Annotated in this window: 22 protein-coding genes and 1 other annotated feature; of the genes, 12 read left to right on the top strand and 10 right to left on the bottom strand. The window is 39.9% G+C overall.

The window, feature by feature from the left end; all coding sequences use genetic code 11:
• Positions 1–41 precede the first annotated feature (41 nt).
• The gene (locus V7201_RS14915) at positions 42–260 is read right to left on the bottom strand and encodes a hypothetical protein (RefSeq protein ID WP_335377538.1); all 219 of its coding nucleotides are present in this window, start codon (positions 258–260) and stop codon (positions 42–44) included.
• A 202-nt stretch (positions 261–462) separates the two neighbouring features.
• Here V7201_RS14915 and V7201_RS14910 point away from each other — a divergent pair, with 202 nt between their 5' ends.
• Positions 463–705, top strand: a complete 243-nt coding sequence (locus V7201_RS14910; RefSeq protein ID WP_335377537.1) for a DUF3977 family protein — start codon at positions 463–465, stop codon at positions 703–705.
• A gap of 122 nt (positions 706–827) precedes the next feature.
• Here V7201_RS14910 and V7201_RS14905 read toward each other — a convergent pair whose 3' ends face one another.
• The 3 genes from V7201_RS14905 to V7201_RS14895 form a co-directional block, all read right to left on the bottom strand.
• Positions 828–2291 (bottom strand): M20 family peptidase, encoded by a 1464-nt coding sequence (locus tag V7201_RS14905; RefSeq protein ID WP_335377536.1) that lies wholly within the window; start codon positions 2289–2291, stop codon positions 828–830.
• Positions 2292–2354: 63 nt separating this feature from the next.
• Positions 2355–3626 (bottom strand): MFS transporter, encoded by a 1272-nt coding sequence (locus tag V7201_RS14900; protein ID WP_335377535.1) that lies wholly within the window; start codon positions 3624–3626, stop codon positions 2355–2357.
• A 106-nt stretch (positions 3627–3732) separates the two neighbouring features.
• Positions 3733–5040, bottom strand: a complete 1308-nt coding sequence (locus V7201_RS14895; RefSeq protein WP_335377534.1) for an alkaline phosphatase family protein — start codon at positions 5038–5040, stop codon at positions 3733–3735.
• Between the two features lie 252 nt (positions 5041–5292).
• Here V7201_RS14895 and V7201_RS14890 point away from each other — a divergent pair, with 252 nt between their 5' ends.
• From V7201_RS14890 to V7201_RS14875, 4 genes are all read left to right on the top strand, one after another.
• Positions 5293–7521 carry an FUSC family protein gene (locus V7201_RS14890; protein ID WP_335377533.1) on the top strand — a complete coding sequence of 743 codons (2229 nt, stop codon included), beginning with the start codon at positions 5293–5295 and terminating at the stop codon, positions 7519–7521.
• A gap of 99 nt (positions 7522–7620) precedes the next feature.
• Positions 7621–8163, top strand: a complete 543-nt coding sequence (locus V7201_RS14885; RefSeq protein WP_335377532.1) for an HD domain-containing protein — start codon at positions 7621–7623, stop codon at positions 8161–8163.
• A gap of 48 nt (positions 8164–8211) precedes the next feature.
• On the top strand, positions 8212–8736 hold the full coding sequence (locus V7201_RS14880; RefSeq protein ID WP_335377531.1) for an AAA family ATPase: 525 nt from the start codon (positions 8212–8214) through the stop codon (positions 8734–8736).
• A gap of 99 nt (positions 8737–8835) precedes the next feature.
• On the top strand, positions 8836–9507 hold the full coding sequence (locus tag V7201_RS14875) for an NAD(P)H-dependent oxidoreductase (RefSeq protein WP_335377530.1): 672 nt from the start codon (positions 8836–8838) through the stop codon (positions 9505–9507).
• Between the two features lie 56 nt (positions 9508–9563).
• Here the strand turns inward: V7201_RS14875 and V7201_RS14870 are convergent, their stop codons facing one another.
• A complete protein-coding gene (locus V7201_RS14870) occupies positions 9564–10022 on the bottom strand; it encodes a DinB family protein (RefSeq protein WP_335377529.1) in 459 nt (152 codons plus the stop codon).
• A gap of 605 nt (positions 10023–10627) precedes the next feature.
• Here V7201_RS14870 and V7201_RS14865 point away from each other — a divergent pair.
• The 7 genes from V7201_RS14865 (at position 10628) to V7201_RS14835 (ending at position 17570) form a co-directional block, all read left to right on the top strand.
• Entirely contained in the window at positions 10628–11509 is an 882-nt protein-coding gene (locus V7201_RS14865; RefSeq protein WP_335377528.1) for an aminoglycoside 6-adenylyltransferase, read from the top strand.
• A 75-nt stretch (positions 11510–11584) separates the two neighbouring features.
• Positions 11585–11832, top strand: a binding site (T-box leader).
• An 81-nt stretch (positions 11833–11913) separates the two neighbouring features.
• Complete coding sequence (locus tag V7201_RS14860; protein WP_438825058.1) at positions 11914–12471, top strand: GNAT family N-acetyltransferase; 558 nt, start codon at positions 11914–11916, stop codon at positions 12469–12471.
• A gap of 23 nt (positions 12472–12494) precedes the next feature.
• Positions 12495–13169: a Type 1 glutamine amidotransferase-like domain-containing protein gene (locus V7201_RS14855; protein ID WP_335377526.1), complete on the top strand. Its 675-nt coding sequence runs from the start codon at positions 12495–12497 to the stop codon at positions 13167–13169.
• 285 nt (positions 13170–13454) lie between these two features.
• Complete coding sequence (locus V7201_RS14850) at positions 13455–14648, top strand: hypothetical protein (RefSeq protein ID WP_335377525.1); 1194 nt, start codon at positions 13455–13457, stop codon at positions 14646–14648.
• Positions 14649–14666: 18 nt separating this feature from the next.
• Positions 14667–15896, top strand: coding sequence for a Zn-dependent hydrolase (locus tag V7201_RS14845; RefSeq protein ID WP_335377524.1), 1230 nt, complete (start codon positions 14667–14669; stop codon positions 15894–15896).
• Complete coding sequence (locus V7201_RS14840) at positions 15896–17074, top strand: amidohydrolase (RefSeq protein ID WP_335377649.1); 1179 nt, start codon at positions 15896–15898, stop codon at positions 17072–17074. The genes V7201_RS14845 and V7201_RS14840 overlap by 1 nt, the downstream gene beginning before the upstream one ends.
• A 112-nt stretch (positions 17075–17186) precedes the next feature.
• Positions 17187–17570 (top strand): VOC family protein, encoded by a 384-nt coding sequence (locus V7201_RS14835; protein ID WP_438825056.1) that lies wholly within the window; start codon positions 17187–17189, stop codon positions 17568–17570.
• A 615-nt stretch (positions 17571–18185) separates the two neighbouring features.
• Here the strand turns inward: V7201_RS14835 and V7201_RS14830 are convergent.
• The 5 genes from V7201_RS14830 to V7201_RS14810 all read right to left on the bottom strand — a co-directional run bounded on the left by V7201_RS14830 (position 18186) and on the right by V7201_RS14810 (position 22114).
• A complete protein-coding gene (locus V7201_RS14830) occupies positions 18186–18449 on the bottom strand; it encodes a DUF1450 domain-containing protein (protein WP_335377522.1) in 264 nt (87 codons plus the stop codon).
• Positions 18450–18642: 193 nt separating this feature from the next.
• Positions 18643–19623: an ABC transporter permease gene (locus V7201_RS14825; RefSeq protein WP_335377521.1), complete on the bottom strand. Its 981-nt coding sequence runs from the start codon at positions 19621–19623 to the stop codon at positions 18643–18645.
• Positions 19616–20527 carry an ABC transporter ATP-binding protein gene (locus V7201_RS14820; RefSeq protein ID WP_335377520.1) on the bottom strand — a complete coding sequence of 304 codons (912 nt, stop codon included), beginning with the start codon at positions 20525–20527 and terminating at the stop codon, positions 19616–19618. Before V7201_RS14820 ends, V7201_RS14825 begins: the two co-directional genes overlap by 8 nt.
• Positions 20528–20539: 12 nt before the next feature.
• Entirely contained in the window at positions 20540–21322 is a 783-nt protein-coding gene (locus tag V7201_RS14815) for an SGNH/GDSL hydrolase family protein (protein ID WP_335377519.1), read from the bottom strand.
• Positions 21323–21583: 261 nt separating this feature from the next.
• Positions 21584–22114 (bottom strand): cell wall hydrolase, encoded by a 531-nt coding sequence (locus V7201_RS14810; RefSeq protein ID WP_335377518.1) that lies wholly within the window; start codon positions 22112–22114, stop codon positions 21584–21586.
• Positions 22115–22371: the final 257 nt, after the last annotated feature.

Raw genomic sequence — 22371 nt, 5'->3', positions numbered from 1 at the left:
TGTGTTAAAGGAAGGCTTTTGTGTGCCTTTGTCTTTGGTTTTTATCTTTTTTTTTTGTTTGCGAGGTCCAGTGGTTGTTTGGTTTTTACGATGGCTTCCAGGGCTACTTGTACGTGGATATTTTTTTCGTCTACGGTTGTGACGCTAGTTACTTTTGCTTTGCGGCCTTTGATTTTAAAATCCTGGCCTTCGGTTGGAATGGTTTTTAGGAGCTGTGTTAATAACTGGTTTTTGTTTTCGAAGAAATGGACTGCGAACATAGTATTCTCCCCTATATCATTATTTTTTTAAAAGACAAGTAGTCTCTTTGTAATAGAATATTGATGAATAGGGTGTTTTAGACCAAATCTTTAAAAAACTTTTGATAGTGGAATCTTTCTATTAACGTTATTCTGTTAATAGGAAAAGAGAGCATTCTTATGAAAATTACCCTTAACATTCTTACGGGATAAGGTGATCGTTATGAAATACATTGAGTTTGGCTTGGGCAATACTTGGTTCATCCGTACCGAAACAGAATCAACAGATGGAACAGAATATGAAGAGAAGGGTATACAAGGCCCGATCAATTTTCAGTCGTTATATATAAGAATTTGGATTGGCAAAACAGTATTCATATTAGATTCAAAAGAAGGTTATAAACGACTAGGTAAAAATCAAAGGAATTTTAAGATTGTATTTGGGATAGTTAGTAACACAGAATAAAACCTTCCAGTGAAAGAGTACTGGAAGGTTTTACTTGTGTGATCCGAATTTTTAATCCGCTTCAATTGCATTCACAAATATAGGTATCATGATTCTTTTTTTGAAAATTATTGATGTGAATTTTATTTCTGATTACTTTCCTTCATTATCTCCATATAAAATTCGATCGCCTTAAGGTAATTTACGATACTAATATGCTCATTCGTGCCATGCATCCTGCTCAGGTCTTCGGATGTTAGCTGTACCGGTAAAAAACGATAGGTATTTTTAGCAATACTGTCGTAATGTCTGGCATCAGAGCCTGCGAACATAAGGTACGGTGCGATAACTGCGTCGGGATATACATTTTTGGCGCTCTGCTGAATGGATTTGAAGTGCCAGCTTTTTACGGAAGAAACGCCAGAAGCTTCATTTCCAGTGACTGTCACCTTAATATCCTGATCATCTATCGTCTTTACAATAAAATTTTTCACATCGTCCAATGAATCTCCCGGCAGGAGACGAAGATTGATGATCGCTGTTGCTTTTTCTGGAAGTGCATTGTATTGCTCTCCAGCCTGAAATATCGTTGGAGCGATTGTTGTCCTAATTAAAGCGGCTGAAGCGGGCTGTTGTAAAAGTATTTTTTCAATGACTGGCTCAAAAATCATCTTATTGGCAAAAACATATTTCATCCCAAAGCTCATTTCTGGTGCTACAAAATCAAATAACTTCTCTCCTGCGCCTTTAAGGTCGGCAGGGAACTGTGTTTCCTCCAGCCTTGCAATCGCTCTGGCAATCCTGCCGATATTCGTCTCATTTTTCGGCTGTGAGGAGTGGCCGCCGCTGCCTTCAATAGACAATTCTGCAGTTGCTGAACCTTTCTCTGATATGCCGACAACCCCGACAGGCCGGCTGACACCTGGCACCATATTTTCTACGATCGCGCCGCCTTCATCGAGAACATATTCGAATTTCACACCTCTTGAGTCTAGCTCCCTGACAATTTCACTTGCACCTTCGTCACCGCCAATTTCTTCATCAAATCCGAACATGAAATACAGATCCCGCTCGGGCTTATAGTCTTCTTTAAGTAAATTTTCTGCAGCTTCAAGAATGCCGATCACACCCACTTTGTCATCCAGTGTGCCGCGGCCCCAAATCTTTCCGGCGACAACCTGGCCTGTAAAAGGGCCATGCTCCCATTTATTTTCGGTTCCTTCCAAAATGGGCACGACGTCATAATGGCTTGTCAGCCCAATCGGGAGCTTACTGGAATCTGTTCCTTTCCATTTAAAAACAAGGGCATACTTATTAACCATTTCCAATTCGAGCTCGTCATGAACAAGAGGGTAGCTTTCTTTTAAAAAAGAAATGAACCGATCAAATTCAGTAAAGTCAAATTTACTTCGATCCTGGTAAGAGATCGTTTTAAAGGTAATGGCTTTGGAAAGATTTTGAATGGCGTTGTCTTTATTTATTGAAGATTGATGAGTGTTGGAAACTGGCTGTAGGGTTTTTAGCGTGAACGTGTTAAGCAAAGTGGTGATAAGAAATAACACCAGGAGACCACCAAGTATGGAGAGAATCAACTTGACCTTTTTCATGAACGGAACACCTCTTAAACTCAAAGTTTATGAAAAAGCCTCTGGAATCCCAGAGGCTGCTCACTATACGATTTCAGGTGCCTGATTTTCTGCTTCTGGTTCCGGAACGAAAGCAAGGATCACCATGCCGATCACGAACAGGATCACTAGACTGAAAACACCCATGCTCGAATTGCCTGTCAGCTGGGCCGTCAAGCCGACCATTAGCGGTCCCATGATGGAAGCAAATTTTCCAAAAATGTTGTAAAAACCGAAGAACTCATTTGCATTCGCTTTTGGAACAAGCTTTGCGAAGTAGGAGCGGCTCAATGCCTGAATGCCACCCTGGGATGTAGCGACCAGCATGGCCAGAATCCAGAAGTCGGTTGTTGTTTCCAGGAAGTAAGCGTAAATACAAACGACGATGTAAATGAAAATGCCGACGTAAAGCATTTTTTTGCCGGTATATTTCTCTGATAACTTTCCGAATAGAAGCGCGAACGGCCATGCAACAACTTGTGTAGCGAAAAGGATGATTAATAGACTGGTAGAGCTGATGCCTAAATCGGTGCCGTATGCAGTGGACATCGTGATAATCGTACCGACACCATCAATATAGAAGAAATAAGCTAATAAGAATAAAAATAATGCCTTGTACTTCCTGATTTCTTTGAATGTTTTTGCCAGGCGTTTAAAACTTTGTAAAACCAATTGTGGTTCACGCTCGAGGTAATGCTTTTGATGGACATTTTTAAACATCGGGATTGAAAAAAGTCCCCACCAAAGTGCGGTGATGATAAATGCCGTTTGGCTCGCTAATGTCATTGAGATTGGGAGTACCTTCGTTTGGGCTAAAATAATGATAGCAATACTTATAATGAAAGGAATCGTACTTCCAATATAGCCCATGCCATAGCCGCGAGCTGATACTCTGTCCATGCGCTCATCTGTCGTAACGTCAACGATAAATGCATCATAGAAAACATTCGAACCGGTCGAGCCCAGTACGGCGAGTGTATAAATGACCAGCATCATCAGCCAGTTATCGCTAGGGACAAAAGCCAGCATTGCTGTAAAGGTGACACCGAGGGTAAAAAAGATCGTGAAAAAGCGTTTTTTCATTCCTTTGTAGTCGGCGATTGTACCGAGTATTGGACCAATCATCGCTAAAATGAAGGTCGCAATCGCAATCGTGTAGCCGAGATAAGCAGTCGAGTTAGACAGGCTGACACCAGCATTCGTGGCTGTTGCTTTGTAGAAGAGAGGAAATACAGCTGTCGAAATGATGATCGAATAAGCGGAGCTTGCCCAGTCATAACGGATCCAGCTGCTCTCCTCTTTCGTAAAACCTTTCATTGTTTGGCCCCCAGTGAATAATATTTTTATCAATTTACTAATCTCAAAGTTCTAGTCCGAATGACCAATTTCCTTCTTGACCTTTCGAATAACCTGGTGAAACAAACTATATATCCAAAATCCCATCAACAATGCGTCCGTCTGTATTTCCAAGGTCAAGACCTAGCAGCCGCGCAAATGTTGGGCCTTCGTCTGCCAAATGCATGGAACGGACTGCAATCCCTGGACGAATTCCTTTTCCTGCTGCGAAGAAGACGGTGTGGTACCCTTCCTTGTCAGGGGAGTATCCATGGCAGGCGTACGTATATTTCTTTGTTTTTGCATCGTGTTCGGTAACTTCTTCGATGTAATTACCGTAAATTGCTTCGCTGAAAAAATATCCTCGGGCAGCTTCAAGCATTCTGAATGCAAGGCCATCAGCACCTTTGGCATTCGCTTCCTGGCCTGTAATAATTGTTTCTATTCCGTTGCTGCTATCTTTCATCACTTCGCCTAAAAGCTCTGTAACAGCATTTTTCGCTGCATGGTCCTTTTCATTCTTCAAATAAATATAGGCCGAACCATCGCAGCTTTTGCAATAAGCTTTCCAATCGGTAACCTTGCCGGCTGCACTCGTTTGGATAAGTCCTCGTTCTCTAAATAATACGTTCAATTTGATTACTTTAGACTCATCAAGTGCACTGTGATCTCCAAGAATTGCAATGGTTGTCTGTTCATGGATTCCAGCCTCTTTAAGCGCATCAATAATCCGGCCTAACCGTTTGTCATGACGGCGGAGTGCAGCTTTAGCTTCATATGATGAAAAACCATGCATATGCCGTTGTGAATCAAGATCTACAAAGTGAATCAGCATCAAACCTGGCTTCTTTGTCTTGATTGTTTCAACTGATGATTCAAGAACGAAATCATCAAGTTCAGGCTGTCTGAGCCCCTTGCGGAGGTGCCCAAACTTAGAGTTCATTTCAAGCTGATATAATGGAGTTCCGTTAAAAAGTGAAACCGGTATCTGATGGTGCCAGGGCCTATTCGCAAAAATCTCAGGCATATTGTAGTCGATATCCGCTTTCGCTGTAACTGGCCATAACAGGGCAGCTGTTTTTAATCCTGCTTTTTTGGCCTCATCGTAGAGGGTAGTACCTTTTACATGCTTGCGGTGCCAATACCAATCCGGGGAAGTTCTGCCTGGCTGGACGAATGTATTGTTCACGATGCCATGCCGGTTTGGCAGATTACCCGTAACAATGGTTGCATGGCACGGATAAGTTACTGAAGGATATATCGTATCAACTTTCGTACAATATGAACTTTTGTCGATAAAAGCCTTGAAATTCGGCAGTTTCTGAAGCGAAGGAACATCATGCTCAGAAAGGCAATCGAAAGAGATTACGATCAAATGGTCTGTAAGTTGATTCATAGCAGCCTCCAAAAAGTCGTTCTATAGTATTAATATAGCAGAAGATTCTGGGGAAATAGAGAGAATTATGAATAAATACTCATCTGAGATGATTGTTAAACTTATATATATGCCCCCATTTAAAATTAGCTGTTACAGTTTTCACATATTGCTCTTCTGGGTAAAAATAAAAGGGTACTACCTTAAGTTTGGATAGAAAATAAATGAATGGTAGAATGAAAAACTAGTTCATTAGAAAAGTGTGGTGGCAGAATGAAGGACTTACATAGAAAACATCACTGGTTAGGGAGAATTTTAGCTTCTGACCCAGGAAAAATTCGTTTGCATAAAGCTGCCCGAGCAACGATCAGTCTGATTGCTTCCGTGTTTACAACCCTTTTTATTTTGCGAACAGCTGGGGTTGCGCTTTTTACTCCGGCCATTGTCTCCGGTGTAGTAGGAATGCTTGGCATCATGGTTGTATTGGACGATACATATACTAAAAAGAAGCTAACCACGTTACTTCTCGGAATTTCTGCCATGATCGGTATTTCGTTAGGTTCTTTCTTTGCAGGGAACTCAATATACATAGATGTTCTGTTAATCCTATCTATATTTAGCAGCTTTTATTTAACCCGATTCGGGGTCCGGTATTTTTCACTGTTCATGATTGGATTCATAACGGTCTATTTTTCATCCGTTTTGAAGTTAACAGCTGATCAGATTCCATGGTTTTTTATGGGGATTTGGATCGGTGTCGGATATGCATTTTTGATTAATTTTATCCTTTTTCAAGCAACCGCAAAAAATTTAAAAAGAAGCATTCTTTCATTTCACATCCAAAGTAATCTTACCTTTAACATTTTAATAAAAGGTATTCAGGAAAATGGCTTGAGCGAAAAAGAAAGAGAGAATCTCAGGAAACATGTCCTCAAACTGAGGGAGTATGCGATAGTCGTTTCTGGTTATATAAAAGATGAGGATATTCATGAACTCTGGCCCGGCCTGAGACCTGCAGAGCTGCGGCTATATGTATTTGACACGGGCATGCTGATTGAGACACTGGCAGATTCGATACAAAGATTGAAAAATGCAGAAGCACTTGAAATTGATGAATTAAGACGCTTACTCGTTTGGGTGATGGAAACTCTTCGTGATGCAGAGGTACTTGCACATGATTATCAAAATCAAAATCTGCAAGAGGCTGAACTGGCTGTACAGTCACTAAGACTTTTAATCATCGATTTATTTAATAGCGAAGAAAAGCCGGATGGATGGTTTTTCTTAATTCGCAGGATTGAATCGATCGCCAACCATGTGATCGAAGGGGCCTTAACAATCCAACAATCGCTTCATGGTAAAAAGGAGCCTGAATTTGAAAATAAATTGTCTATAGGTTCAAAAACAGCGGAAGAAAATAATGATGAGAAGGTGGCCGAGGCAGCAGTTCATGTGGCAGGATATGAAGAAAGTGTTGATAATAAAGATCAAGGTCTTAAACCGTCAACCAAAAAAGCTTATCAGGCATTGGTTGCAAGTATATTATCAATCATTGCTGGCCAATTCATTTCACCCGGGCAGCCTTATTGGGTCTTGCTGACAGCGTATATCGTCCTGCTTGGTACAGAATCGATTGGCCGGATTTACACAAAGGGAGTCAGGCGATCTCTTGGTACTGTAGCAGGAGCTGTGATTGGATTTGTCATGGCAAAAATTCTTTCTGGTCAGTCCGTTGTTGAAGTGATTATGATTTTTGTAGTAGTATTCTTAGCATTTTATTTTATAGAATCATCCTACACTCTGATGAGCGTATTTATTACGATGATGATTGCTTTTATGTACGACCTTTTGCTTGGAGGAATCACTTTCACGCTGATGAATGCTCGAATACTGGATACTGTTGCAGGTGCTGCAATTGCCTTTGCTGTTTCGATGGTTATTTTTCCGAAGAAAACAACAACAAAAGTATCAGAAACAATCAATGATTATTTTGAATACCTGAACCTATATGTGGCAGAGTATGTAAGGAGTTTTACGGAAGAAGTAAACGTGAAGGAACTATCTGAACGCGGCATAAATTTGGATAATAAATTGAAAACGATTATGGATGAAGCTGAAACCCTTTTGCACCGTCCCGGTTCACCGAGCGATACTACTATTACCCGGTGGATAACAGTGATGTCGGCCATCAATTATTATGCAAAACATCTTGTCGCATCCTCCTATCGAAAAGGATTTGACTACCCTGAACATTTACTAGCTATTTTTAAGCAAATTGAAGAAAAACTGGAGCATAATATAGAGTTAATTATTTCACTTCTTAAAGGTGAAGAAAATAATGATCCGATTCTTGGATTGGAAAATGAACGAGAGCAAATTGAACGGCTTGCTCCAACCAGGACACAGTCACAGCAGGACTTGATCCATCATCTTTACTATGTTTGGCGGATAAATAAATCGCTTGTGGAGTTAGGAATCGAATTAAATGAAGGGAAGAAGTAAAAATGCTTCTTCCTTTTCTTGTGCTTATACATTAGGAAGGGATTTCATGATAGAAAGCGAATATATTCCTTTAATATCCTGGAATAGGAGGAAACTTGATTGATTTTAAGTGATAAAGCATTGCAAATGGCTGCAATGGCCCATGAAGGCCAGTACCGTAAAAATACGAAAATCCCTTACATCGCGCATCCCGCTGCAGTGGGGTTGATTTTACAAAAGGCCGGTTATAAGGAGGAACTAGTCGCTGCAGGGATTTTACATGATACCGTGGAGGATACAGAGATCACGTTACAAGATATTAAACGAGAATTTGGAAATGAAATTCTTGAAATCGTTGCAGGATGCTCGGAACCAGATAAATCATTATCATGGGAGGTGCGGAAAGAGCACACCATTGAGTACTTAAAAACAGCCACTGAAGACATTCGCGTAGTTGCCTGCGCTGATAAGCTTCATAACGTCAGATCAATTTTTCAGGATGTCGAACGAGATGGCGAGCAAGTATGGTCCAGGTTCAAGCGTGGCCGGGAGCAGCAAGCATGGTATTACAGGAATGTAATTGAGAGCCTCGGCGAGGAATCCACTTTTCCGTTGCTGGAGGAATTGAAGCTGGAAGTGGAGCGTTTATTTCCTGAAATGTAAGAATCATTTTGTTTCATGCTTTATTTGTAGAGAAGAGAGGAATTTACAGTGTTTTTTGTCCAAATGTCTGGATTTCCCGGTTCAGGTAAATCCACTCTTGCAAGAAATATATCCAAATTAACAGGAGCTTTGATCATTGATCACGATATCGTAAAGTCTGCCCTAGTACATACACTCAATGAAGCACCGATTGACCCAAAACTAGCGGGGAAAATTTCATACAATATAGATTGGTCCTTAATCGATTTCCATTTGGCACAAGGACAAAGTGTTATATTCGATAGTCCTTGTCTATATGAGGAAATGGTTGAAAAAGGCACCCAATTAGCGGAAAAGTATGATGCCAGTTACAAATATGTTGAATGCTATCTAGATGATATAGAGGAAATCAATTTCAGGTTGAAAAATAGGGAAAGAATGATCAGCCAAATCGAGGAAATCCAGTCGGAAGAAGCGTTCAAATTCACGATAGCGAATAGCAAAAAGCCAGCGGGTTATCCTTATCTTGTGGTTAATACTGGACAGCAGATAGAGAATTATATTCTTGATGTCATAGAATATATTAATTCTTAAAGAAAGTTTTCTGTTATCATCAGTAAAGTACAATTTACAGCTTACCTAAAATTAACATTTATTCCGAACAGATTAACAATTTTAAAGGGAGATGTCCAATTGAATATTTTAATCGTCTTTGCACACCCTGAGCCAAAGTCTTTTAATGCAGCAATGAAAAATACGGCAGTCACGACATTGATGGACCAAGGACATTCTGTAAAAGTATCAGACTTATATGAGATGAATTTTAATCCCGTCGTTGGCAGGGGTGACTTTTTGCAAATGAAAAATCCTGACTACTTTCATTATCTGTTGGAACAGGCGTATGCATCGGATACAGAGGGCTTTGCCAAGGATATTGCTGACGAACAGGCGAAAATAAAGTGGGCTGACCTGATTATTTTCCAATTCCCATTATGGTGGACGGATCCTCCTGCCATTTTAAAAGGCTGGTTTGACAGGGTTTTAGCTTATAAATTCGCTTATGCAGGCGGTCATCGGTTCGAAAAGGGCTTACTAAAAGGTAAAAAGGCAATGCTGTCCATCACAACCGGTGGATCACCCGATGAATATGGGGAAGGATCGCGGAAAGGACCCTTACTAGATCGCTTATATTCCGTTCATCACGAAAAGCTATTTTATTGTGGTCTTGAAGTGCTGGAGCCATTTGTAGGCTGGGGCGTACAGAGTTTGTCAGAAGAAGAACGGGAGCTTTTATTAAAGGAGTATGCTGCTTTGCTAATTGAGATTGATGATGTTCCTTTTTTGTCGTTTTATCAGCCGGTCTAAAAGCACCAAAGTAAAAATGCTAAAAGACAACTGTCTTTTAGCATTTTTACTATGCACTATAATAGTTTCTTAATATCTAAAATGGTTTGCAGGTGCATTCCCTCATGAAAAATCGTTCTAGTCAGTACTTGTTCTATCGTATGCATGCCCATTTCAGTAGGCGGAAATTCTTCCTCAAGCCTATTTCGGTATTCCTCTTTGATCTTAGAAGGCTGGTCTTTTAGGAGAATCCTTAATTCTACTACTGAAGGCGTCTGTGAAGTAAAGTTTGCAGGTGAACTGCCATAACCAAACCACTTATTAAATTGCTCAGTAACAGGCGCTTTTTCTTTCGTTACTGCTTGAATCCACAGGTACTGATCTAAATAAATATGCCCCAGGTTCCAGCGGATGTTATTGTTGAAGCCTTGTGGGATGAGGTCTGCTTCTTCAGCTGTTACTTGCTCAACAACTCCCAAAATATAATTGCGATAAGATTCTAATTGAGTGAATAATACTTCATGTCGTTTTTTCATATTTGGATCTCCCTTAATCTTTTTCTAGCTAAGGTATTCGATAGTAACCTATCTAATCCTGCATTAGAGATTGGATAATTATGCTAAACTGATTATTGAGCATAAGGATTCTAAATAATAGATTCGTAAAACACTAATAATATCTGGAGGTTAGGTCAAAGGAGTTTCTGGATAGCTGGGCAGATTCAAAAAATGTAAGAATACATTATCTTGATTGTAAGAACTATGACCAGAATATGACCTCCTAATTTTAGTAATGGAGGCGGCTTTTCTATTTTTGGAAAGGTAATCCGACCTGAATGGAGAATAAGTAACATATTATTAAAGGGGTATTTGTTTTTTTAAGTTAGTTTTAATAAAAGTTTGATAAATAACCTAGTGAAAGGCTGTGTTACAAATGGTTTATGTCTTACTTTCAATCATGTTATTTGTTGTATTTTACTCGATTTATAAAATATTTAAAAAAGGTAAATTGCCAAGCAACGAATATACTCCTTTTGATGACCTGACTGAGGGGAAAGCAGACAAGGATTAATTTGTATGGAGGCCAAAATACAGAAATCCTTACAACAGCGGTTTATAAGTGAAAGCTGAGGTATTCACAGATGAGAACTGAAAAAGAAATGTATGATTTGATCTTAGAGATTGCTCAAAAGGATGAACGGATTAGAGCTGTGTATATGAATGGTTCAAGAACGAATCCCAAAGCTCCAAAGGATATTTTCCAGGATTTCGATATTGTTTATGTGGTTACAGAGACTACTTCTTTCATAAATGATGCAGACTGGACTTCCAACTTCGGTGATCTGCTGATGATTCAGGAACCAGATAAGAATGATCAGCTTTTTGGTTTGCCAGTGGATAATGAAAGATCATATGGGTATTTAATGCTTTTCCTAGATGGAAACCGGATTGATCTGCATATCGAAACGAAGGAAGCTATGCTGGTGAATTATCTCCAAGATAAACTTGCCTTACCTTTATTGGATAAGGACAATCTCTTGCCAGCCATCCCGGAACCAACCGATATGGATTACTGGGTAAAAAGGCCAACAGCTGCACTCTACTTCAGCTGCTGGAATGACTTTTGGTGGTGCCTGCAGAATGTTGGGAAAGGAATATGGCGTGATGAGCTTCCTTATGCAAAACAAATGTTTGAGCTAGTCATCAGGGGAAGATTGGATGAGATGATTTCATGGTGGATTGGTATGAATCATGATTTTAAAGTTTCTGCTGGGAAAATGGGTAAGTATTTTAAGAACTTTCTACCGAATCCTTACTGGCAGATGTATAAAGAAACGTATTCAGACCATAACTATGAAAATTTTTGGAGATCCATTTTTGTAGCGTGTGAATTGTTCAGAAAATTAGCCCTAGAGGTGGCAGAAGGTCTTTCTTTCAAATACCCGATCAATGACGATATTAAAATGACTGAATACCTTATGCATGTCAGACAATTGCCGGCAGACGCTGAGAGTATCTTTTAGGGAAGTTATTGAAATTTACTGTAAAAAAATATTTACAGTCTTTGGATTTATTTGTTAATATTATAAAAATTATATTCATAGACGCTGAAGAGATGAGTAGTTAAGTGATGGTTTTGTACAGAGAGCTCCTGACCGGTGAAAGGGAGTAAAAATCAGCTTAACGAATAAAACCTCGGAGTTTCTTACTAAGCTAATTTGATTAGGGATTGTAAGACGGTTTCTCCCGATAGAGAGATAGGGTATAGATGTACCCGAAAAGGCTGATATAGTAATGTATCGGCAAACTGAGGTGGTACCACGAAGTTTCAACTCTCGTCCTCAAGATTCATAATCTTGGGGGTGGGAGTTTTTTTTGTTTTTAGTAAAATAAAGGAATGATACGGAGGGAAAATACATTGCACCCTATGCTCATTGATGTCCCATCACAGTTGGAAACCGAAAGATTAATATTAAGAGCGCCCTGCCAAACAGGGGATGGCCAAATTGTTAATCAAGCCATAAAGGATTCTTATAACGAATTGAAACCATGGATGCCATTTGCCCAGAGCATCCCAGCTGTTGAAGAGACAGAAGAAAATTTGAGAAACGCATTTATTAAATTTCAAAAAAGAGACAGTTTTCGCTTTCTCATTTTCCTTAAGAATACGAATGAATTTATAGGAACAGCAAGCCTCCAGGGAATCAATTGGGATATTCCAAAAGGGGAAATCGGCTACTGGATCAACACCAAATTCAGCGGAAACGGGTATATTACCGAAGCGGTCAAAGCAGTTTCAAACCTTGGCATAGTGAACCTTCATTTTAACAGAATAGAGATTAGGGTCGAATCTACGAATATTAAAAGTCGAAGAATACCTGAAAAATTAGGCTATACCTTAGAAGGAATCCTCAAAAATGATGACCTTTCAGCAGACGGAAAAATATTAACGGACACCTGTATTTATGCATTAATAAATACATAATCAGTATAGAAAGTGAGATTATCATGGGGAAAATCATTGCAATTGGCGGCGGTACTAATGGTGGAGATTTTGATCCGAATCTAGAAGAGAAGATACGGGTATTTATTAATAAGGATCAACCAAAGGTCATTTTTATCCCTTATGCATCAACGGATGATGAAGAGAATTATCAACAATTCTTTAAAATTTATGAATTACTAGGATGTGAAGTAGAATTACTACAGCCAGGATTGGAAAATCTGCTGCTTGAAGCAGATCTCATTTATTTTGGCAGAGGATCGACTATTCAATTAATTGACAAACTAAAAGAATCAAAAGCAATACCCTTTCTGAATCAGGCATTTGAAAATGGTACTATATTAGCCGGGTTTAGTGCAGGAGCACATGCATTGTTTACTTTTGCAGGAAGTTATGAAATGGAGATGGGTTATACAATAGTAGAGGGATTAGGATTTGTTAATGGCTGTATCATGTCTCACTACAATTATCAGGATCGAGCAGAAGCTTTTCATAATTTACTGATGGAAAGAGGATTTAGTGGCATTGGGTTAGAAGATCACACGATGATGGTGGTAGAAAACAATGTAGGCTCTTTGTATTCCTCGAAAATGGAATCGAATGGGTATTTTATTCGAAATCAGGATTCAAATCTATCAATTAGTCCTATTAATCGTGAAAAAATTGCTACTCCTTTTTAAAAAGCCTGCTTTTGAGTTTTTAATAACATGACAGAAAAGTAAGACCATATCTTTGTCGACAAGCTGGGACCATCTAAAAAAAGATGGTCTATTTTATTAAAAAGGTATAGCAAATAAACAATAATTTTAGGTATTTAGTAGGAAGTTTATCAAGTAAACGTTTTCATCTGAAAATTCTAAAAATTGTAATTGACTGAATTATATAACTATATTATTATTCTCCTAATAACTTTTTTCTTTCGTATGACGAAAGATTTAAGTCATCTAGAAATTGGGGGGATTCTTTTGTCACAGATGTTAGCTTTGGTTATTGTTGTATTCATTTTATTGGTAGGTGATCTCGTTGCGGTTCGAACGAAAGCTTGGATTCCTTCTATGTTCATTTCAGCTGTCCTGTTCCTGATCGGCTACTGGACATTTTTTCCTAAAGAAATCGTAGCATTAGCCGGCGTGCCATCAGCCGTCGCTGTAATGATGATGTATTTATTGATTACTAATATGGGGACTTTGCTTTCCCTTAAGGAATTAAAAAATCAATGGAAGACCATTGTTATTGCATTGTCCGGTATCCTGGGAATCATCGCCGTCTTGTTAAGTGTAGGGACTCTCATTTTTGGCTTCCAAACAATGGTCGTAGCTATTCCTCCATTAGTCGGTGGTGTCGTATCTGCCTTGATCATGTCTGAAGGAGCAAAGGAAGCTGGCCTTGCATCACTTTCGGTGTTCGCAATCGTTATTTATGTCATGCAGGGATTTGCCGGATATCCATTGACCTCTCTCGTATTAAAAAAGGAAGGGAAGAGACTTCTTCAGCAATACCGTGAAGGGGGATTAACTGCAGCGAATGATGAAGTGGCTGCTGCCGTTGAATCAGCTCCAGTTGTAGAACTCAAGCTTTTTAAAAATTTGCCGGAAAAATACAATACAGATTTCTTTAAATTTTTCAGGCTTTCATTAGTAGCATTTCTTGCCTATCAGATTTCAACACTTTTGTCTCCAGTCGTGTCTATTAGTCCGTTTGTTCTCTGTTTGTTATTTGGAGTCATTGCAACAAGCGCTGGATTCCTTGAGAAACAGGCATTGCAAAAGGCGAACGGTTTTGGGATTGCGATATTAGTATTGATGCTGTTTATCTTTGATGGCCTAAAGCAGGCAACGCCAGGCATGCTGCTAGAAATCATTGTTCCTCTAATCGGTACGATTATCCTGGGTGTCATCGGGATGTATATCTTCTCTTTCATTGCAGGAAAAATTCTAAAAGTCAGCAAGGAAATGGCGTTTGCAGTGTCATTGACTGCTCTTTACGGATTCCCGGCTGATTACATCATTACAAATGAGGTAATCAAATCATTGACAGATGATGAAAAAGAACGCGAAGCACTTACAAGCCACATGCTGCCGCCTATGCTCGTTGGCGGGTTCGTAACAGTAACAATCGTTTCGGTGGTTCTGGCAGGTATCTTTGTTGGATTATTGTAGGGATAGGGGGAAAATGTCATGAAACAACTAAAGGAGCGAATTGAAGACCACATTGTGAAAATAAGTGATTTTACTGCCACTCCAGGTAAAGGAACCACACGCCTTACTTACAGCCCTGAAGATCTTAAGACCCGTAATTATATTAAAGAAAAGATGGAGGAATACGGACTTAAGATAAGAGAAGATGGTTTTGGAAATATCTTTGGCAAGCTTGAAGGGACTTTACAAGACGCGCCGTCTGTAATGGTGGGTTCTCATTTCGACTCAGTACCGAATGGTGGTGCTTTTGACGGTCCTGCTGGCGTTGTTGCAGCTCTTGAAGTGGCCGCTCTTTTTGGAAAAAATAATCTGACACCTAAATATCCGCTCGAAATTGTCGCGCTTGTTGAGGAAGAGGGTTCTAGATTCGGCGGAGGTTTGATGGGTTCGAGAGGAATGGTTGGTCTTCTCAGTGATGAAGATTTCAAAAATCTAAAAGATAAGGACGGTATATCTACTGAGGAAGCGATGGTGAAAATCGGATTGGATCCTACTCTTGAAAAACGTCGAAACCCAAACACGATGAAGGCCTTTCTAGAGTTGCATATCGAACAAGGTCCTATATTAGAAGAAAAGAAGATTCCTATAGGGGTGGTGGAAGCCATTGTTGGCTTGACCCAGCTAGAGGTTACAGTGAAAGGACAGGCTGGCCATGCCGGGACCACACCGATGGACCGGCGGGCTGATGCCCTTGTAACGGCTGCAAAGATTGTTAGCCAGCTGCCAGGACTTGCGGATGAAGAAGGTGAGGGTACGGTTGTAACCGTCGGACGATTCAATGTATTTCCAAACGGAGCGAATGTCATTCCAGACAAAGTAGTGTTCTCTGTGGATATTCGATCAGGGAAAGAAGCGAATGTATTGAATGTAATCGAAAAAACGAAATCGCTCATTTCTTCCTTTAACGAGAATGGTATAAAAACATGTGTTGAAGAGCTATTATACATCCAGCCGAAAGAATTAAATGAAGGAATCCGTTCTCTTTTAAAAGAGAAAAGTGAAGAACTTCAAATACCATATTGTTCAATCAACAGTGGTGCAGGGCACGATGCAATGGTTTTTTCCGATTACACTGATGTGGGAATGCTTTTCATTCCCAGCAAAAATGGACTTAGCCATTGTCCTGAGGAATGGTCTGATTCCGAGGATATTGCCAAAGCGGTGCGAATTTTTTACGAAACAGCAAAGAACTTAACGGAGGCAGAATGATGATAAATCAAAAATTAAAAAAAGCATTCATTGAATATAAAGATGAGCTTACTGAACTAAGAAGGAAGCTCCACAGCGAACCGGAACTTTCCTGGGAAGAATATAGGACAACTGAATTTGTATGCGACTACCTAGGAAACCTGGGGATTGAATACAGGAGAACAGAGCCAACAGGGGTGATCGCTGAAATAAAAGGTGGTAAACCTGGGAAAACTGTTGCGCTTAGGGGAGATATGGATGCCCTATCTGTTGAACAGCTGAACAAGGACCTGCCATATGCCTCCAAAGAGGAAGGGAAAATGCACGCCTGCGGCCATGACGCCCATACTGCGATGCTGCTGGTAGCTGCAAAAGCATTAAATGAAATAAAAGATGAACTCCCAGGAAATGTTCGCTTACTTTTCCAGCCAGCCGAAGAAGTCGCTGAAGGCGCGAAGGCATTAGTTAAGCAGGGTGCTGTGGATGGAGTCGACAATGTTTTCGGCATCCATATTTGGTCGCAGATGCCGACACATAAAGTTTCTTGTACACCGGGACCATCGTTCGCTTCAGCGGATTTATTCAAAGTCACCTTCAAGGGTAAAGGCGGTCATGGTGCCATCCCGCAAGCATGTATTGATGCGGCAATTGTTGCTTCATCTTTTGTTATGAATGTCCAAACTGTTGTTTCGAGAACAATCGATCCTCAGCAGGGAGCAGTACTGACTGTGGGTAAAATGGTCGTTGGCACTCGATTCAATGTTATTGCTGAAAATGCAGTGATTGAAGGAACCGTAAGATGCTTTGATCCAGCGACACGCTACCATATTCAAACCCAGCTACAACATTATGCTGAACAGGTTGCAGCAGTTTATGGAGCAACTGCCACAGTTGAATATATCCGCGGGACACAGGCGGTGATCAATGATGATGACAGCGCGATGCTCGTACAAAGGGTTGCTGCAGAAGCATTTGGTGAGGACGTAGTATTCAATGAAAAACCGACTATGGGCGGAGAGGATTTTAGTTTTTATCTGGATGAAGTACCTGGGAGCTTTGCACTCGTAGGTTGCGGAAACCCTGATAAAGATACGGAATGGGCTCACCACCATGGCAAATTCGATATCGATGAGGATGCACTTGCTACTGGAGCTGAGCTGTATGCTCAGTATGCATGGTCATATTTGAACCAAAAATAGTATGTAAATGAGGAGGCCTATACTGGTTCTCCTTTTTACTTTTTTCTGGATTATAAAGGTAATCCATGCTGCTTTGTTGTATATATAGAATACTAAAAAAGAGGTGATCAATTTGAATTCAATTAGTTCTCCAATTTCCTGCAAGGTAAACAATGTATTCATCCATGTAAGTGACTTAAAAAAATCAGCAGAATGGTACAGCAACCTGCTTGGAATTCCATATGTTTCTGAGAAGGTTGAATCTCCTGTTTATAATATCCCCGTTACAAGTGAAACAGGACTAACACTAGATGACCATTCGTTTGATAAAGATTTCAAATTACAGCCATCCGAGCATGTATTGTTTAATTTCTTTGTTGCTGATATTCATGAAGCCTATGATTTCATTAAGAAAAACAATATTAAGGTAGTAAAAGAAATCGAGCAAATTGGTGATTTTGCTTATTTTAATTTTCAGGATTTGGATGGCAATGTATTAATGATTTGTAATTGCTGAAGTATCCTTGAAATAGGCTCTGTTAAACAAGACTGTTGATTTTCGTTCCAGGCGCGTCGCTTTCCCGCAGGCTGGCACTGAGCCTCCTCGCGCGAAGACTCCTGCGGGGTCTCGGTCTCACCTGTCCATCTGCACCCGCAGGAGTCTTCGCGCCTTCCACTACAATCAACAGGGTTTAAAATCACCAATTCAGCATTAACAGATTCTATTAATTAAATATGAAATCTGGCTTTAAGAATCTCATATTTGTTTCTCGCCAGCATTTTATTTCCGAAAGTTATTGTAATAGAGATTTTCAATATTTTATCATCTTCAACATATATAAGAAATCTTCTTATGTGTTTTTAATGCTATTACTTTATCATATATACGCCTTAAAGCATCTATAGTTTCATGAAAAGTTTTAATTCACTTATGTATTTCAGCTACGTCAAAAAAGGACACTCCCATCACGAGATGGAGTGTCCTTTGACATTTTAATACCTTACAGCGATGCTACACTACCTTTATTATCATCAGATGCTAGTCTTCACAAAAATCTTTTCATAACCATGAATCATATTGGGCTGTAGACAAGAGTAACGGCAAAAGTAAAACACTGAGCAATCATTCGTTTTAAATCTGCTGCTTCAATTTATCCAATAACTCAGCGGAACTCTCCGCTTTTATTATTTCACCGTTTACGATTGCATATGGCGAAATCCTGCATTCCTTACAGCGGCTTTGGCATTCATATTCTTGCAGCGTTATATTTTTTTGCGAGAAAAACTTTTGATACTCTTCAATATTCTCCTCTATCAAAAACTGCTGAAGATTTTTCTGGCAGAGTTCAATCTTTAATTTCTTTTGTTTCGAAAATAACCTCTGAATCATGTTCATATATAAAACATCCTTTTAACAGACCTTTTTCACTCAAAAATTAATCACGGTTGATCAATTTTTTAATTTATTGTTCCCGAACGAAAAGAAGAGCCACTAGTAGCTGCTTTTTCAATTTTAACAGAAAAAGCAGCTCAAATATAAAAAAACGCAAGCTTCGGGAAGATTTTTACCCAAAAGTTTGCGTTTTTCCTTAATATATATCCTGTCTGATAAAGACAATGAAGGACACTGCTAATGCCGCAAGACCCCACAACGTTAAAATCACAAGTGAGAATCCTAATGACATTCCATCAATTGGTGGTGCCTGCCCTGCCAAATAGCCTGTTAAATTCAAATTAATCATGAATAAATACTTAGCTGATTCCCATGATGAAACCATGTTCGTCAGGATAGCGCCTGAAATCAGGGCAGCGAGCATGACACCCATTCCTGCAGGTGTATTTCTGATCAATACGGAGAGCATGAATGTAAGGGTTCCAACAACAATCGCAACAAACCATACGAGACTGAACTCCATCAGAAGATATTGCCACTGGTGGATCATTTGTGCTGCGCTAGTATTCAGTTCATTCCCTTCCGCACTGAAACCCGTTATAACAGGTGCTGTCCAACCCTGAAAGCCAAAAACAAGCCCAGAGATCAAGCCAGACAATAAACCAAACAACACGACAATCACCGAAACGGAAAGGATAAGGGTGATGTACTTGCTCATTAGTACCTTCCAGCGCTTTACTGGCCTTGTCAGAAGAAGCTTCACTGTTCCGGCACTGCGTTCTGAGGATACAATATCAGCGGCAACCACCATGATCATCAACGGAATCAGAAGATTGATTGAATACTCGGCAAACACGCGCATAAAGGTCGGTGCGCCTGGTTCCATCGGGTTGATATTATTGTCAAGGTAGTATTGCTGCTGCTGGATGCGCAGCTGCAGCTCACTCTTCCATTCATCTGAGATCCCGCTGCTTGTGATCCGGTTTTGCGTATCGATAATCTGCTGTTGAAGCGTCGTTCTCCAATCCACATCACCAAAGCGCTCCAGCCTTCTTTCAATGTCCCTGTACTGGGAATAGGTGAACATAGCGACAAGGACAGCAATAATGGCTGCTACCACCAAAATCCTTTTCTTCCGCACTATTTTCAGCATTTCATTTCTTACGAGGTTAATCAATCGATTCACCTCCAGTCAATTCAAGAAAGAGATCTTCTAAGGCAGGCAGCTTTCGATTCATTTCTTTTACCAAGATTCCATGATCAACAAGTTCCTTGTTCCATGTAGAAGTATCACTCTCACTGTACGGCGTGATCAATGTCCCATCCGCTCCATCCGTTACAGAGGTATGGCCCATTAGAATTTCCTTCCCCTTTTTATAAGGCTCAACCCGCCATATGACCCGTTCCTGCAGGGCAAGAAGAGAGTCTACGGTGTCCACTTTAATTACAGTACCCCTCGAAATGATCGCAACCCTGTCACACATCAGCTGAATCTCACTTAGCAGATGGCTAGATACGAGAACGGTCAACCCTTCTTCCTCAGCAAGGAATCGAATAAAGCTGCGCATTTCCCTGATCCCCATTGGATCCAATCCGTTTGTCGGTTCGTCAAGGATCAGCACTTTCGGTTTCCCTAGAAGTGCCTGGGCAATTCCAAGCCGCTGCCTCATTCCCAGAGAATAGGTTTTTACAGGGTCATGAATCCTTTCCTCCAGCCTGACAAGTTTTACAACCTCATCGATATAAGAAGGTTCCACATTCGGCAGCATCCGGGCAAAGTGCTCAAGATTTTCCCAGCCAGTCAAATAGGAGTACAATTCAGGATTCTCGACGATACACCCCATTTGGGTCATCGCTTTTGTAAAATCCTTCTCAACGTTATATCCGCATATTTCAATCGTTCCTGACGTTGGCCTGATCAATCCCACGAGCATCCTGATCGTCGTCGTTTTTCCGGCACCGTTTGGTCCAAGGAATCCGAAGACTTCCCCTCTTTTTAGCTCAAAATCAAGACCTTTAATGATTTCCTTTTTGCCAATCCTCTTTTTCAGCCCTTTAACCGAAAGCGTAATCTCACTCATTCTCCATCCCCCCTACCATGAAATCAATGATGCAACCCGTTCAGCAATCAGCCTGTAGCCTTCTGCGTTCGGATGGAATTTATCTGTATACAAGTAATCATTCACGCTAATCTGAAACAAATCAAATGTCGGAACAAAAATGGTCTTCTGATCCATATCCAGAAGCTTGCTTGTCTCAAAGTTCCATTCACGGACAATTTTTGTTGTGGCTTCAGCATCATTCAAGTCAATGAAAGGGTTATAAAGGCCAATCTGGAAGATCACTGCCTCCTTATTGATTGATCTCAGTTCCTTTAATACCGCCTCAAGGTTCTTAATATAGCCCTGTCTAAGCTGTGCAATCTTTTTTGCGTCCAGATTCATGAACGTTTGCCCGCTTTGAAAAAGATCATTGCCGCCAATTGTAATCAGTATGTAGTCCGCATTTTTGATTTGCCTTTGGATCTCCGCCTGCTTCACTTGATTTAACAGCTGCGCGGAGCGATAACCTTTTACTCCGTAGTTATGGATCGTGATTTTTTCTTTCGATTTTTCCTCAAGCTCATCCACTAAATAACCAATATAGCCTTTACCACTCTCATCTCCTGTACCCCGAGTCAATGAGTCCCCCAATGCGACGACAACCTTCCCCTTTTTGGTTGACTTTGCCTCAGCTGGTTCAACTTTTTTTATTACATTTGAAGCTTCTTCCCTGCTGAAAAATTGGTTTTGAATCGTCCAACCAAGCCCTATAAGCATGATTAAAAAAGAAAGGACTGATAAAATTAATGCCCATTTAACAGAATGCTTCCTCACTTCATCACTTCCTTTTATAGTTAAAATCCTCACGAAATCTCAGTATCAAGATTTTTTGAAATCATATATGTAATGCTATTTTATATTAGTTGTGTTCTTATTAAAAATGATTTTACTGTCATTTCAAAATTTCAATGTGCTAATCAACAATTTGACCCTCTGATCCGGTATAAGTATGTTTTCAAAAGGAAATTTTAAATAGAAGCAGCTATGATTTTTTGCAAACAAAAAAGCGCGCAGCATTTTTGCTGTTCGCGCTTTTTAAATAGCAAAGGAGTGATTGCCGATTTTTTTCACAACTTCACGGGAAAAGATCCAATCACTTGTCGCAGTTTCTGGGTTATAAAAGTAAAGAAGTTCTTCGTTTTTATCCTGATCGATTAGAGCTTCTTCAACAGCCTTAACTGCTTCCTTGCTTGCTGGTTTGTTAATTGAACCATTCTGAACTGGTTCAAAAGCATTCTTTTGATAGATAACTTCCTTGATTGTGTCTGGAAATTGTTCGTGCTCAACGCGATTCAGTACGACGTCAGCAACAGCAACTTTCCCTTCATATGGTTCACCTTCTGCTTCTGCCTCGACAAGACGGGCAAGCAGTTTCTTTTCATCTTCTTTTATGAACCGGTTGTCAGTTGATGTAGATACTTTCGTGTTTACCTCGACTTTTTTATAAGTCAAAGTTTCAGCAGCCTTCTGATCGACTGTTTCAGCATTGAAATGGTGCGTAGGAAACACGCTATATGAACCAATTATAAGTGATATAGTGACCGCAAAAAGAAATAGTTTATTCATCTGTAAACCTCCTGTTTGTAGTTTTTTAGGATAAAAACAGGCCATTTACAAGGCTAACAGGTTTACAAGGTAAACTCACTAGTGAATCATTGGGAGAATTTCCAGCAATGGAAAATGAATATTAAGTCAATTTATTATTCACTCTGGATATATTTTTGGATTAATAATTCCATTATAGAAAAAAGTCGTTTATTCTCCTTCATTGAAAACAAGAACTTTGATTCTTTAATGTATATAGCTTACCTGTAAAAATATAT

It is taken from the genome of Bacillus sp. JJ1122 (assembly GCF_036964885.1).
Lineage (GTDB): Bacteria > Bacillota > Bacilli > Bacillales > Cytobacillaceae > Mesobacillus.
Note: the sequence above shows the minus strand (reverse complement) of the source record. Positions and strands in the feature narration are given on the sequence as shown.